Below are 14899 nucleotides of genomic sequence, written 5' to 3'. Positions count from 1 at the left end.
AATAGAGACATGGTTAGTCGTGCCGAACGTGGTGCATTGGCGGACTGGTTCTGGACGATAGACCGGTTCTTCCTCGCGGCCTTCATCCTGCTGATGGGTCTCGGCTTCATGCTGTCCTTCGCGGCAAGCCCGGCGGTGGCCGAGCGTCTGGGGCTGGACAGCTTCCACTTCGTCAAGCGACACGCGATGTTCCTGTTGCCGGCCATCGCCGTCATGTTCGGCATCTCGTTCCTGTCGCCCCGGCAGGTGCGCCGGGCGGCGGTGATCCTGCTCGTCGTCTCGCTCGCCGCCATGGTGCTGGCGCTGTTCTTCGGCGTCGAGGTCAAGGGCTCGCGGCGCTGGATCTCCATCGGCAGCTTCTCCATCCAGCCGTCCGAATTCATGAAGCCGGCCTTCGTGGTCATCTGCGCCTGGCTCTTCGCCGAGCATGCCCGCCAGCCCGAAATCCCCGGAAATCTCTTCGCCATCATCCTTTTCGGCATCGTCGCGGCGCTGCTCGTCGCCCAGCCCGACCTTGGCCAGACGATCCTGACGGCCGCCGTGTGGGGCGGCATGTTCTTCATGGCCGGCATGCCGTGGCTGTGGATCATCATCCTCGGCGGCGCGGGCGTCGGCGGCCTGCTGACGGCCTACACGTTCCTGCCGCACGTGGCGGCGCGTATCGACAAGTTCATGACCGGCGAGGGCGATACGTTCCAGATGGATACGGCGCGCGAGGCCATCATTCGTGGCGACTGGTTCGGCCAGGGACCGGGTGAGGGCACCGTCAAGCGCATCATTCCGGACAGCCATACCGACTTCATCTTCTCCGTCGCGGCGGAAGAGTTCGGCATCATCTTCTGCATGGTCATCGTGCTGATCTTCGCCTTCGTGGTGATGCGCGGCCTTAACCACGCCTTCAAGGAGCGCAACGATTTCACGCGCTTCGCCGTGGCCGGTCTCGTGTTGCAGCTCGGCATCCAGTCTATGATCAATATCGGCGTGAATCTCGAGTTGCTGCCGGCCAAGGGCATGACGCTGCCGCTGATCTCCTACGGCGGCTCGTCGATGATCGCGATCTGCGTGACGGCCGGCTTCGTCCTGGCGCTGACCCGCCACCGGCCGGAAAAGCGTGCCTCCGAGCGCAGCCTCTTCCGCGGCGGCATCGTGGCGCCCGCTGAATAAGGGTTTTGCATGACCAAAGGCATCGTTCTTCTCGCCGCCGGTGGTACCGGCGGCCATCTCTTTCCCGCAGAGGCGCTTGCGCATGAGCTGAAGGCCGGCGGCTGGTCGGTGCATCTCGTCACCGACAGCCGCGCCGAGCGTTTCGCCGGCAAGTTCCCGGCGGACGAAATCCATATCGTTCCCTCGGCGACCATCGGTTCCAAGAATCCGTTCAGCGTCGCCAAGTCGCTCCTGACGCTCTGGAAGGGCATCCGTGCCGCGCGAAAGCTGATGGCGCGGCTGAAGCCGAAGGTCGTCGTCGGCTTCGGCGGTTACCCGACCCTGCCGCCGCTTCTCGCCGCCACCGGCATGGGCATTCCCTCGATGATCCACGAGCAGAACGCCGTGATGGGCCGCGCCAACAAGGCGCTCGCCGCCCGCGTGAAGGCCATTGCTGGCGGCTTCCTGCCGGAGACGGGCGGGTCGTATTCGGAAAAGACGGTGACGACGGGCAATCCGGTGCGGCCGGCCGTGCTGGAAGCGGCAAGCATTCCCTATGAAGCCTCGACGGACGGCGAGTTCCGCCTCGTTGTCTTCGGGGGCAGCCAGGGCGCGCAGTTCTTCTCCAAGGCCATTCCCTCGGCGATCGCGGCGATGGAGCCGGCGGATCGCGCGCGGCTGAGGATCACCCAGCAGGCTCGGCCGGAAGACCGCGACGAGGTGGTGCGGACCTATGCCGATCTCGGCATTCCCGCCGAGGTCTCGCCCTTCTTCACCGACATGGCCGCGCGCATTGGCCATGCGCATCTCATCGTCAGCCGCTCGGGTGCCTCGACGGTCTCGGAGGTCTCGGTCATCGGCCGGCCGGCCATCCTCGTGCCCTATCCGCACGCGCTCGATCACGACCAGGCGGCCAATGCCGCGGCGCTCGCGGCCGGTGGCGGGGCGAAGGTGATCGCCCAGTCCGAGCTTTCGACGGAGCGCCTTTCGAGCATCGTTTCCAAGGCGATGCACGACCCTTCCGGCATGGCCGCCATGGCCGCGAATGCCAGAAAGGCGGGCAAACCGGACGCCGCGCGCTTGCTCGCCTCGATGGTTGAGGCTATTGCGGGCGGCAAGACGATCGCACAATTCAAGGGAGAACGGCCATGAAGATGCCGCAGAGCATAGGGCTCGTTCATTTCATCGGCATTGGCGGCATCGGCATGAGCGGTATTGCCGAAGTGCTGCACAATCTCGGCCATCGCGTTCAGGGTTCGGACCAGTCCGACAGCGCCAATGTGCAGCGCCTGCGTGACAAGGGCATCGAGGTCTTCGTGGGCCACAAGGCGGAAAACCTCGGCGATGCCGAGGTGGTCGTCGTTTCCACCGCCATCAAGAAGACGAACCCGGAACTGATCGCGGCGCGCGAGAAGCTGCTGCCGGTGGTGCGCCGCGCGGAAATGCTCGCCGAGCTGATGCGCTTCCGCAATGCCATCGCCATCGGCGGCACGCACGGCAAGACGACGACGACCTCGATGGTCGCGACGCTGCTGGAAGCGGGCGGCCTGGACCCGACCGTCATCAACGGCGGCATCATCAATGCCTACGGTACCAATGCGCGCATGGGCGAGGGCGAGTGGATGGTGGTGGAGGCCGACGAGTCGGACGGTACCTTCCTGAAGCTGCCGGCGGATGTCGCCGTCGTCACAAATATCGACCCGGAACATCTCGACCACTACGGCAATTTCGACGCCGTGCGCGCGGCCTTCCGCCAGTTCGTCGAGAACGTGCCGTTCTACGGCTTCGGCGTCATGTGCCTCGACCATCCGGAAGTGCAGGCCATGGTCAGCCGCATCGAGGACCGCAAGGTCATTACCTATGGCGAGAACCCGCAGGCGGACGTGCGCTTCGGCAATATCCGCATGGACGGCGCGACCTCGGTCTTCGACGTGGAAATCCGCCGCCGCCGCACCGGCCAGGTGATTTCCATGAAGGACCTGCGCCTGCCCATGCCGGGCCGCCACAACGTCTCCAACGCCACGGCGGCCATCGCCGTCGCCCAGCGCCTCGGCATCGCGCCCGACGCCATCGCCAAGGGGCTTGCGAGCTTTGGCGGCGTCAAGCGGCGCTTTACCTTCACCGGAAGCTGGAACGGCGTGAGCGTCTATGACGATTACGGCCACCACCCGGTCGAGATCAAGGCCGTGCTGCGCGCGGCGCGGGAGGCCTGCTCGGGCCGGATCATCGCCGTGCACCAACCGCATCGCTACAGCCGCGTGGCGAGCCTCTTCGAGGAATTCGCCGGCTGCTTCAACGATGCCGACACGATCATGATCGCGCCGGTCTATGCGGCGGGCGAGGACCCGATCGAGGGTGTCAGCGCCGAGGAGCTGGTATCGCGCATCAAGTCCGGCGGTCATCGCGACGCGCGGTTCCTGGCCGCGCCCGAAGGACTGGCGGAGATCGTCGCCGGCATTGCAAAGCCCGGCGATTTCGTGGTTCTCTTGGGGGCTGGCAGCATCACGTATTGGGCGCAGGCGCTGCCCAGGGAACTTGCAGGCATTTCGGGTGAGGTGGCATGAAGACGGTTGATGGGGCAAAACTTCTGGCGTCGTTGGGCGAGGGCATCAAGGCGGTCCGCGGCCGCCTGACGCCGGATGCGCCGATGGATCGCGTGACGTGGTTCCGCGCTGGCGGCCTTGCCGAGCTGATGTTCCATCCGCATGACGTCGAAGACCTTACGACTTTCCTCAAGCTGCTGCCGGAAGACGTGCCGCTGACGGTGACGGGCGTCGGCTCCAACCTGCTCGTGCGCGACGGCGGGATTCCCGGCGTCGTGATTCGCCTCTCGGCCAAGGGCTTTGGCGATGTCGAGCTTGCCGGAGAGAACCGCATCAAGGCGGGTGCGATCTGCCCGGACAAGAACATCGCCGCCATGGCGCTCGACCACGGTATTGCCGGCTTCGAGTTCTACTATGGCATTCCCGGCTCCATCGGCGGCGCGCTGCGCATGAATGCCGGCGCCAACGGCGGGGAGACGAAGGACCTCGTCGTCGAGGTCCACGCCGTCGACCGCAAGGGCAACCGGCATGTGCTGTCGAATGCGGACATGGGCTATACCTATCGTCATTCCGCAGCGCCGGCCGATCTCATCTTCACCCATGCTGTCTTCCAGGGGCAGGCGGGCGACAAGGAGGAGATTCGCACCAGGATGGACGCCGTGCGCCAGCATCGCGAGACCGTCCAGCCGATTCGCGAGAAGACCGGCGGCTCGACCTTCAAGAATCCCGAGGGGCATTCGGCCTGGAAGCTGATCGACGAGGCGGGCTGCCGCGGCATGATGATCGGCGGCGCGCAGATGTCGCCCATGCATTGCAACTTCATGATCAACACGGGGCAGGCGACCGGCTACGAGCTGGAATATCTCGGCGAAACCGTGCGCAGCCGCGTGCTGGAGCATTCCGGCATCATGCTGCAATGGGAGATCAAGCGCCTCGGCAAGTTCATGCCGGGCTACGAGGTCAAGGAATTCCTCGGCCGCGCGACGGCCTGATTCGCAGGCCTCGCCGAGCCGCCGTCCGGCGGCTCGTTCAGCCCCTGTTCAGCCAAGTTTGGGGAATGCTATGCTTGGCAGCGCGTTGATTGCGCAAGGAGGCCCCATGTGCGAGGGGCCTGGATCAGGGGACAATTCATGTTCAAGAAACTTTCAGCCGAATTCCTTGGTACGTTCTGGCTCGTGTTCGGCGGGTGCGGCAGCGCCGTTCTCGCCGCGGCCTTCCCGGAGGTCGGTATCGGCCTGCTTGGTGTCGCCTTCGCCTTCGGTCTCACGGTGCTGACGATGGCCTATACGGTCGGCGGCATTTCCGGCGGCCATTTCAACCCGGCCGTTTCCGTCGGTCTCACGGTCGCGGGCAAGTTTCCGGCCTCCAGCCTCGTGCCCTATATCGTGGCACAGGTCGTGGGCGCGATCGCGGCTGCCGCGGTGCTCTATCTTGTCGCCTCCGGCAAGGCCGGGTTCGTGGCCGGCGGCTTTGCCTCCAACGGCTATGGCGAGCTTTCGCCGGGCGGCTATTCGCTGACGGCGGCGCTGGTCATCGAAGTGGTGCTGACGGCCTTCTTCCTCATCATCATCCTCGGTTCGACCCATGGCCGTGCGCCGGCGGGCTTTGCACCCATCGCCATCGGCCTCGGCCTGACGCTCATCCATCTCGTGTCGATCCCGGTCACCAATACCTCGGTGAACCCGGCGCGCTCGACGGGTGTCGCGCTCTTTGCCGATACGGCGGCGCTCTCGCAGCTCTGGCTGTTCTGGGTCGCGCCGATCCTCGGCGGCGTCATCGGCGCCGTGATCTGGAAGGTCGTCGGCGAAGACGACTGATTCCTCCATCCGTTTCGCTAACCATGAAAGGGTCTCGCTATGGCGAGGCCCTTTTTCGTTTCCCGTTGGCGCACAGGCGCACTTTTTCTTGCCACGGCCGCAACTCTCTGATTCCAAGGAGAGAATCGAAGGGTGTCTTGATTCGGAGCGAGGAAAATTTGCCTCGCGGCGCATCGGGTTAACGAAAGTAAACGCTTCATTAACCTTAATGACGCTCTAGTGGTCCCATCTCGCCCGGCGAGTCGGACCGAGAGGAAAATCAGGTCCGCACAAGGGACGAGGGACACAGTGCGGAATTCAGTCGAGGGTTCTATGAGCGTGAAGCATGTCGCGGTGCTGATGGGTGGTTTTTCGTCGGAACGGCCGGTGAGCCTTTCGTCGGGGAATGCCTGCGCCGATGCGCTTGAGGCCGTCGGCTACAAGGTTACCCGCGTCGATGTCGGCCACGATGTCGCCAGCGTGCTTTCCGAACTGAAGCCGGATGTCGCCTTCAATGCGCTGCACGGTCCCTTCGGTGAGGACGGAACCATCCAGGGTATCCTCGAATATCTCGAAATTCCCTATACCCATTCCGGTGTGCTCGCTTCCGCGCTCGCCATGGACAAGGCGCAGGCGAAGATCGTCGCCAAGGCCGCCGGCATTCCGATCGCCGAGCAGCGCCTGATGAACCGCTTCGACTTCACCTCGGCCCATCCGATAAAGCCGCCCTATGTGGTCAAGCCTGTGCGCGAAGGCTCGTCCTTCGGCGTCGTCATGGTCAAGGAAGACCAGTCGCATCCGCCGCAGATCATCACGTCCTCGGAATGGCGCTACGGCGATGCCGTCATGGTCGAGCGCTATATCTACGGCCGCGAACTCACCTGCGGTGTCATGGGCGATGTCGCGCTTGGCGTCACGGAGGTGGTGCCGCAGGGGCACGCCTTCTACGATTACGATTCCAAATACGTAAAAGGCGGCTCGAAACACATCATCCCGGCGCAAATTTCACCGAATATTTACCAAAAAGTACAAACACTCGCACTCAAGGCGCATCAAGCGATCGGGTGCCGTGGCGTCAGCCGTTCCGACTTCCGTTACGACGACCGTTTCTCCGAGAATGGCGAGCTTATCTGGCTGGAAATCAACACCCAGCCCGGCATGACTCCTACCTCCCTGGTGCCCGAAATGGCCGACCATACCGGCCATGCCTTTGGTGAATTCTTGAAGTGGATGGTGGAGGACGCGTCGTGCTTACGTTGAGCGTCAAGAAGAGCAGGGTGCGTCCCGTCGGGCCTTCAGAGGCAGAAGCCGGCCGCGTGCTGCCGCGCCCGCTGCGCCGGATCGTCCGTTTCCTCGTGAGCCTTGCGGCCGGCCGCATCCATATTCCGCGCCACACCGGCAGCGCCGCCACCGCGATCTTCCTCGGCGCGACGGGCCTCTACGGCATGTCGCTCGGCGGTCATTCGCAGGATTTCGCGCAGGCCTCGACGACGGCCATCGGCTTCGCCATCGAGGACGTGAAGGTCTCCGGCAACCGCGAGACCTCCGAGATCGATATCCTGGAGCGCCTCGGCCTCGACGGTACGACCTCGCTTGTCGCGCTCGATGTGAAGGATGCGCGGGCGAAACTCGCCGAGCTGCCTTGGGTGCAGGACGTCTCGGTCCGCAAGATCTATCCGGGCACCATCGAGATCGCGCTCAAGGAACGCGAGGCTTTCGCGATCTGGCAGCACGGCAACGACCTGTCGCTGATCGAGAAGAACGGTTCCGTGATCGCACCGCTGCGCGACAACAAATTCTCCTCGCTGCCGCTCTTCGTCGGCCGCGACGCCGAGACGGCCGCCGCCGGCTTTGCCGATGAGTTCGACAACTGGCCGGAACTTAAGGCGCGGGTGAAGGCCTATATCCGGGTCGCCGGCCGCCGTTGGGACCTGCGCCTCGACAATGGCATCGTCGTGAAGCTGCCGGAGCATAACGTGCCCCGCGCCATGGACGTGCTGGCGACGCTGGAAGGCGAGGAGGGGATCCTGGAGCGCGATATCGCTGCGGTCGATCTGAGACTTGAGGACCGCACCACGGTGCGGTTGACGGAAGGGGCGCTGGAACGCCGCAATGCGGCGGTCGAGCAGAGGGCAAAGGACCTGAAGAAGGCAGCGAAGCGCACATGAGCATTTTCGGTTCGTCCCATTTCGGCCTGCCGCGCTTGAAGCCGCTTTCCTCCAAGCGCGCTCACGTCGTTTCGGTCCTCGACATCGGCTCCACCAAGGTTGTCTGCATGATCGGCCGGCTGACGCCGCGCGCCGAGAGCGAGATCCTTCCGGGCCGCACGCACAATGTCGAGATCATCGGCATCGGCCACCAGAAATCCCGCGGCGTGAAGAACGGTGTGATCACCGACCTCGATGCGGCCGAAAGCGTCGTGCGCCTTGCCGTCGACGCGGCCGAGCGCATGGCCGGCCTCACCATCGAGAGCCTGATCGTCAATGTTTCCGCAGGCCGCCTGCAGAGCGACGTCTACACGGCCACCATCGATCTCGGCGGCCAGGAAGTCGACGCCAACGACCTGCGCAAGGTGCTCGCCGTTGCCGGCCAGCAATCGCTGCGCCAGGACCGTGCCATCCTCCATTCGCTGCCGACCGGCTTCTCGCTGGACGGCGAGCGCGGCATCCGCGATCCGCTCTCCATGTACGGCGACGTCCTCGGCGTCGACATGCATGTGCTGACGGCCGAGCGCACCGCGCTGAAGAACCTCGAACTGTGCATCAACCGCGCGCACCTTTCCGTCGAGGGCATGGTGGCGACGCCTTATGCGAGCGGCCTTTCGGCTCTCGTCGACGATGAAGTCGAACTCGGCTGCGCCTGCATCGACATGGGTGGCGGCACGACGACGATCTCCGTCTTCGCCGAAGGCAAGCTGGTGCATTCCGACGCCGTTTCGCTCGGCGGCCACCACGTCACGACAGACCTCGCGCGCGGCCTTTCGACCCGCATCGAGGATGCCGAACGCCTCAAGGTCGTCCATGGCTCGGCCCTGCCGAATGCCGGCGACGAGCGCGACATCATCACCGTCCCGCCCATCGGCGAGGACGACCGCGACCAGCCGACCCATGTGCCGCGCGCGCTCATCTCGCGCATCGTGCGGGCACGGATCGAGGAGACGCTGGAACTCATTCGCGACCGCATCCAGCGCTCCGGCTTCTCGCCGATCGTGGGAAAAAGGATCGTGCTGACGGGTGGCGCAAGCCAGCTCACCGGCCTGCCGGAAGCGGCGCGCCGCATCCTCGCCCGCAATGTCCGCATCGGCCGCCCGCTCGGCGTGTCCGGCCTGCCGACAGCGGCCAAGGGCCCGGCCTTTTCGACCGCGGTGGGTCTGATGATCTATCCGCAGGTCGCGGAACTGGAAGAACACGCTGTGCAGGGCGGCATGCTCTCGCAGATCACAGGTGGCAACGGCCGCATCGCCCGCATGGGCCAGTGGCTGAAGGAAAGTTTCTGACGGGTTTCCCGGCGGTGCGCCGCCGGGGAAGACCGACAACGAAGTTTTGGGAATAGACCGGTTGGGCGACGCAGCCGGAAACGAAAGGAACAAGGCAATGACTATCAAGCTCCAGAAGCCGGACATCACCGAGCTGAAGCCCCGCATCACCGTCTTCGGCGTTGGCGGCGGCGGCGGCAACGCGGTCAACAACATGATCACGGCGGGCCTCGAAGGCGTCGATTTCGTCGTCGCCAATACCGATGCCCAGGCCCTGTCCATGACCAAGGCCACCCGCATCATCCAGATGGGCGTGCAGGTCACCGAAGGTCTCGGCGCCGGTTCGCAGCCGGAAGTCGGCCGTGCGGCCGCCGAAGAGTGCATCGATGAGATTATCGATCACCTCAACGGCACCCACATGTGCTTCGTCACCGCCGGCATGGGCGGCGGCACCGGCACGGGCGCTGCCCCGATCGTCGCACAGGCCGCCCGCAACAAGGGCATCCTGACCGTCGGCGTCGTTACCAAGCCGTTCCACTTCGAAGGCGGCCGCCGCATGCGTCTGGCCGAGGAAGGTATACTGGAACTCCAGAAATCGGTCGACACGCTGATCGTCATCCCGAACCAGAACCTCTTCCGCATCGCCAACGACAAGACCACCTTCGCCGACGCCTTCGCGATGGCCGACCAGGTGCTCTATTCGGGCGTTGCCTGCATCACCGATCTGATGGTCAAGGAAGGCCTCATCAACCTCGACTTCGCCGACGTCCGCTCGGTGATGCGCGAGATGGGCCGCGCCATGATGGGCACGGGCGAAGCCTCGGGCGAAGGCCGCGCAATGGCCGCTGCCGAAGCCGCCATCGCCAACCCGCTGCTCGACGAAACCTCGATGAAGGGCGCGCAGGGCCTGCTGATCTCCATCACCGGCGGCCGCGACCTCACCCTCTTCGAAGTCGATGAAGCTGCGACCCGCATCCGCGAGGAAGTCGACCCGGACGCCAACATCATCCTCGGCGCTACCTTCGACGAGGAACTCGAAGGCCTCATCCGTGTCTCCGTCGTTGCCACGGGCATCGACCGCACGGCCTCGGAGGTGGCCGGTCGTTCGGCTGACTTTCGCAGCCTCAGCAAGCCGGTAGTCCGTCCCTCCGCCGCCGTTCCGGTCCAGCAGCATGCCCAGCCGGTCGCCGCTGCCGTGCAGCCGCAGCCTGTCATGCAGCACCAGCCGGTGATGCAGCAGCCCGTCATGCAGCAGCCGGCCGTCCAGCAGCCGGTGGCCGATCCGATCGCGGACGCCATCCGCGCCTCGGAAGAAAGCCTCGAGCGCGAGCTTGCCATTCCGGCAATGGCTCCGGCGCCGGTCCAGCCGGTCGTCGTTCACCATGAGGAGCCGCGCCTGCAGAACCGTCTCTTCGCCGCGCCCGTCGAAACGCCGGTCGTCCAGCGTTCGATCCCGGTCCAGCAGCCGGTTCAGCACGCTCCGGTCATGCAGCAGCGCGTCGAGCCGGCCGCTCCGATCATCCGTCAGGAGCCGCAGGCCATGCGCATGCCGAAGATCGAGGACTTCCCGCCGGTCGTGCAGGCGGAGATCGATCATCGCGCCGCCCAGCAGCCGATGGCCGGTACGCAGGAAGAGCGTGGCCCGATGGGCCTGCTGCGTCGCCTGACCTCCTCCCTCGGCCGTCATGAAGAGACCCAGGCCGCCCAGGAACAGGCCGCGCCCGCCCAGCAGCAGCGCCGTCCGCTCTCGGCCGAAGCCAGCCTCTACGCCCCGCGTCGCGGCCAGCTTGACGATCACGGCCGTGCGAATCCGCAGCCGCGCTCGCTCGGTGAGGACGACCAGCTGGAAATCCCGGCCTTCCTGCGCCGGCAGTCCAACTGAGGCGCCGATTGCGGCTTTGTGACAAGACGCCCGGATCCCTGATCCGGGCGTTTTTTATTCTATAATTCTTTCAATAGGTTGCGGGACGAAAAGAAGCGTAACAAATCGAAAGAAACAGTGATTTGTATGATGTTGAGGTGCCTACTAAATTCAGGGTGGGCAAAGGGGACAGTCAGGATTCGCGCAGACGGCACGCCGGATGCGACAGCACACTCCAGACGTTCCGGCAGATTTTCCGGCGGGCGCGACGCGTCCGGCGTATGGCTCCTTGAGCCTCAACAGACACGGTCGGCTATAAATGCGCCGGCAACAAGACAAGGCGAATGCACATGACGATGCTCGGTTTCCAGACGACGATCTCCAACCCGGTGACGATTTCCGGGACGGGCGTCCATTCCGGTGCGGCCGTTTCGATCACCTTCAACCCGTCCGAGGCCGACAGCGGCATCGTCTTCCAGCGCCAGCACGACGACGGCACCGTCAGCGAGTACCGCGCCGTCTCCGCGCAGGTCGGCAACACGGACCTGTGCACCGTTCTCGGCTTCTCGCCGTCGACCGCCATCGCCACCATCGAGCATGTCATGGCCGCGCTCTATGCGCTCGGCCTCGACAACGTGCTGATCGAAGTGCATGGCGCCGAAATGCCGATCATGGACGGCAGCTCCGCGCCCTTCATCGACGCCATCGACCAGGTCGGCCTCGTCGCGCTGTCCGTCAAGCGCCGCTATATCCGTATCGTCAAGCCGGTCCGCATCGAAGCGGGTGCGTCCTGGGCCGAGTTTTCGCCCTATGACGGCACGCGATTCGAGGTCGAGATCGATTTCGACTGCCCGCTGATCGGCCGCCAGTCCTGGAAGGGCGACCTGACGCCCGCCACCTTCCGCAACGAGCTTTCGCGTGCCCGCACCTTCGGCTTCATGCGCGATGTCGAGCGCCTTTGGGCCTCCGGCCACGCGCTCGGCTCCTCGCTGGAGAACTCCGTCGTCATCTCCGATGACAATACGGTGATCAATGTCGAGGGCCTTCGCTACGCCAAGGACGAGTTCGTGCGCCACAAGACGCTCGATGCCGTGGGCGACCTTGCCCTTGCCGGCGCGCCCTTCATCGGCTGCTACCGCTCCTATCGCGGCGGTCACAAGATGAACGCCCATGCGCTGAAGGCTCTGCTCAGCGACCGCACCGCCTATGAGGTGGTCGAGGCTTCCACGCCGCGCTCGCGTGCCGGCCAGCGCGAGCTGATCGCCGTCAACGCTCCCGAGTTCGCGCCCTGGTCTCTGTGAGACCGGGCCGGCATCGCTTCCCGACACGAATGCCATAAAAATGCGTTAATGCGCCGGCATGGCGTTGCGGTCTTCACGTATTTGGAGATACAACGCGGGGCGCATGTGCGGCCCGTCCGCATCGAGTGCCGTTGAACTGGGATTGTCACATGGTTGTTGCAGGGTCTGTTGGTGTGAAGAAGACGGCGCGCATTGCCTATCTTATGCTGTTTGCGGCGGTGTCTCCGGTGGTTCTTTCCGCGTGCCAGTCGGATCCGGATATCGACATCTCCAAGCTGGGCATGGAAGCCGAGTCTCCCGACACGCTCTATAATCAGGGTCTCGCCAACCTCAACGCCGGCAAGGTCACCGAGGCCGGCCGCAAGTTCGAGGCGGTCGATCGGCAAAGCCCGTTCTCCGACCAGGCGCGCAAATCGCTCGTCATGCTGGCCTTCACGAGTTATCGCCAGGGCCGGAACGAGGAGGCCATCTCCGCCGCCAAGCGTTACCTCACGCTCTACCCCGGCTCTGAAGACGCCGCCTATGCGCAATATATCGTCGGTCTCGGCTACTGGAAGCAGATCCCCAGCGTGACGCAGGACCAGCGCGCCTCGCAGCAGACGATCGAGGCGATGCAGGCCGTTGTCGATAACTATCCGGAATCGGAATATGTCGAGGACGCGCAGGCGAAGATCCGCTTTGCCCGCGACCAGCTCGCCGGCAAGGAAATGCAGGTCGGCCGCTACTATCTCGAGCGCAAGGAATACATTGCCGCGGCAACCCGTTTCCGCGTCGTCGTCGAGAAATATCCGATGACCAACCAGATCGAGGAAGCGCTGGCGCGCCTCGTCGAGACCTATTACGCCATGGGCGTGGACAGCGAAGCGCAGACGGCGGCAGCCGTCCTGGGCCACAACTACCCGGACAGCGAATGGTATGCGGACAGCTACAAGCTTCTTCAGACCAAGGGGCTGGAGCCGCGTGAGAACTCCGGTTCCTGGATCGCGCGCGCCGGCCGCAGGCTGATGGGCGCTTGAGCAGGGCGCGATTCCGGCAAGGGCGCGTGAGCGGCCTTGTCTTCGCAAGCGCGGGAAACGAAGAGAATTGATGCGGCAATGCTGGCGCAGCTATCGATCCGCGATATCGTCCTGATCGAACGGCTCGACCTCGCCTTCGAGCCGGGCCTTTCCGTGCTGACCGGCGAGACGGGTGCCGGAAAATCCATTCTTCTCGATAGTCTTTCGCTGGCCCTTGGCGGGCGCGGCGACGGTTCGCTGGTGCGCCATGGCACCGAGCGCGGGCAGGTGACGGCGGTGTTCGACGTGCCGGCCGGCCACAGGGCGCGGGCGCTCCTGCGCGACAACGGAATCGACGACGACGGCGACCTCATCTTCCGCCGCCAGCAATCGGCCGACGGCCGCACCAAGGCCTATGTCAACGACCAGCCGGTTTCCGTGCAGCTCATGCGGCAGGCCGGCCAGCTTCTCGTCGAGATCCACGGCCAGCATGATGATCGCGCGCTTGTCGATACCGACGCGCATCGACTGCTGCTCGACGCCTTCGGCGGGCTTGGCGAGGCGGCCGCCGATGTGGGCGCGCTCTATCATCAGTGGAAGGAAGCCGAGCGCACGCTGCGCCGTCACCGCGAGAAGGTGGAGGCGGCGGCCCGCGAAGCCGATTACCTGCGTTCCTCCGTCGAGGAACTGGAGGCCCTCTCGCCGCAGGATGGCGAGGAGGATGCGCTGGCCGAGACCCGCGCGCGCATGATGAAGGCCGAGCGTATCGCCGGCGACATCAACGAGGCGAGCGAGTTCCTGAACGGCAATGCCTCGCCCGTGCCGCTGATCGCGGCACTGGTGCGCCGTCTTGAGCGCAAGAGCCATGAAGCGCCGGGCCTTCTGGAAGAGACCGTCGAGTTTCTGGATCAGGCGCTCAACCAGCTTTCCGATGCGCAGAGGGCCGTGGACGAGGCGCTGCGCAAGACGGAATACGACCCGAAGGAACTGGAGCGGACGGAAGAACGCCTCTTCGCCCTGCGCGCCGCCGCGCGCAAATACTCGGTTCCCGTTACCGGCCTGCCGGCCCTTGCCGCCAAGATGATCGCCGATCTGGCCGACCTCGATGCGGGTGAGGAGCGGCTGGTGCAATTGCAGGCGCGGCTCACCGAGACCCGCGCCGCCTACGAGATGTCCGCCCGCTCGCTTTCGGAAAGGCGCCATCACGCCGCCGAGGCACTGGCCGCCGCCGTGATGGCCGAATTGCCGGCGTTGAAGCTGGAGCGCGCGCGCTTCACTGTCGAGATCGCCACCGACCCGGACGGCGGGGCGGAAGAGGGGATCGACACGGTCGAATTCCACGTCCAGACCAATCCGGGCACGCGTCCCGGCCCGATCATGAAGGTGGCGTCCGGCGGCGAGCTTTCGCGCTTCCTGCTGGCCCTGAAGGTGGCGCTCGCCGATCGCGGCTCGGCCCCGACGCTCGTCTTCGACGAAATCGACACCGGCGTCGGCGGGGCGGTGGCGGATGCCATCGGCCAGCGGCTGAAGCGCCTTTCCGCCACAGTGCAGGTGCTCTCCGTCACCCACGCCCCACAGGTCGCCGCCCGCGCGGCGACGCATCTTCTCATCTCCAAGGGGCCGGTCGAGGGCAGCGAGACCGTCGCCACCCGTGTCGCCCGCATGGACGACGGCGCGCGCACGGAGGAGATCGCCCGCATGCTTGCCGGTGCGTCCGTGACGGATGAGGCAAGGGCGGCGGCGGCACGGCTGCTTTCGGGCGGCGTCTGAGGCGATTGCCCCTCA

Annotated in this window: 12 protein-coding genes; all 12 read left to right on the top strand. The window is 65.1% G+C overall.

All coding sequences use genetic code 11. The features are described 5' to 3' along the window. The first annotated feature begins 9 nt into the window (after positions 1-9). The 12 genes from ftsW (at position 10) to recN (ending at position 14884) form a co-directional block, all read left to right on the top strand. Complete coding sequence (ftsW, locus tag MOE34_RS11690; protein ID WP_242216979.1) at positions 10-1164, top strand: putative lipid II flippase FtsW; 1155 nt, start codon at positions 10-12, stop codon at positions 1162-1164. Between the two features lie 9 nt (positions 1165-1173). After that, positions 1174-2295 (top strand): undecaprenyldiphospho-muramoylpentapeptide beta-N-acetylglucosaminyltransferase, encoded by a 1122-nt coding sequence (murG, locus tag MOE34_RS11685; protein ID WP_242216977.1) that lies wholly within the window; start codon positions 1174-1176, stop codon positions 2293-2295. After that, positions 2292-3707: a UDP-N-acetylmuramate--L-alanine ligase gene (gene murC, locus MOE34_RS11680; protein ID WP_242216975.1), complete on the top strand. Its 1416-nt coding sequence runs from the start codon at positions 2292-2294 to the stop codon at positions 3705-3707. The genes murG and murC overlap by 4 nt, the downstream gene beginning before the upstream one ends. Then, complete coding sequence (murB, locus tag MOE34_RS11675) at positions 3704-4678, top strand: UDP-N-acetylmuramate dehydrogenase (RefSeq protein WP_242216973.1); 975 nt, start codon at positions 3704-3706, stop codon at positions 4676-4678. The genes murC and murB overlap by 4 nt, the downstream gene beginning before the upstream one ends. A gap of 138 nt (positions 4679-4816) precedes the next feature. Further along, positions 4817-5503: an aquaporin Z gene (gene aqpZ / locus MOE34_RS11670; RefSeq protein WP_242216971.1), complete on the top strand. Its 687-nt coding sequence runs from the start codon at positions 4817-4819 to the stop codon at positions 5501-5503. A gap of 312 nt (positions 5504-5815) precedes the next feature. Next, the gene (locus MOE34_RS11665) at positions 5816-6742 is read left to right on the top strand and encodes a D-alanine--D-alanine ligase (RefSeq protein ID WP_242216969.1); all 927 of its coding nucleotides are present in this window, start codon (positions 5816-5818) and stop codon (positions 6740-6742) included. Next, on the top strand, positions 6730-7650 hold the full coding sequence (locus MOE34_RS11660) for a cell division protein FtsQ/DivIB (protein ID WP_242216967.1): 921 nt from the start codon (positions 6730-6732) through the stop codon (positions 7648-7650). The genes MOE34_RS11665 and MOE34_RS11660 overlap by 13 nt, the downstream gene beginning before the upstream one ends. Then, the gene (gene ftsA / locus MOE34_RS11655) at positions 7647-8978 is read left to right on the top strand and encodes a cell division protein FtsA (RefSeq protein WP_242216965.1); all 1332 of its coding nucleotides are present in this window, start codon (positions 7647-7649) and stop codon (positions 8976-8978) included. Before MOE34_RS11660 ends, ftsA begins: the two co-directional genes overlap by 4 nt. 97 nt (positions 8979-9075) lie before the next feature. Further along, positions 9076-10839, top strand: a complete 1764-nt coding sequence (ftsZ, locus tag MOE34_RS11650; protein WP_242216963.1) for a cell division protein FtsZ — start codon at positions 9076-9078, stop codon at positions 10837-10839. A 323-nt stretch (positions 10840-11162) separates the two neighbouring features. Next, on the top strand, positions 11163-12119 hold the full coding sequence (lpxC, locus tag MOE34_RS11645) for a UDP-3-O-acyl-N-acetylglucosamine deacetylase (RefSeq protein ID WP_242216961.1): 957 nt from the start codon (positions 11163-11165) through the stop codon (positions 12117-12119). 149 nt (positions 12120-12268) lie between these two features. Further along, the gene (locus tag MOE34_RS11640) at positions 12269-13135 is read left to right on the top strand and encodes an outer membrane protein assembly factor BamD (RefSeq protein WP_242216959.1); all 867 of its coding nucleotides are present in this window, start codon (positions 12269-12271) and stop codon (positions 13133-13135) included. Between the two features lie 78 nt (positions 13136-13213). After that, positions 13214-14884: a DNA repair protein RecN gene (gene recN, locus MOE34_RS11635; RefSeq protein ID WP_242216957.1), complete on the top strand. Its 1671-nt coding sequence runs from the start codon at positions 13214-13216 to the stop codon at positions 14882-14884. Positions 14885-14899: the final 15 nt, after the last annotated feature.

The organism is Shinella zoogloeoides (assembly GCF_022682305.1).
Classification (GTDB): Bacteria; Pseudomonadota; Alphaproteobacteria; order Rhizobiales; family Rhizobiaceae; genus Shinella; species Shinella zoogloeoides_B.
Note: the sequence above shows the minus strand (reverse complement) of the source record. Positions and strands in the feature narration are given on the sequence as shown.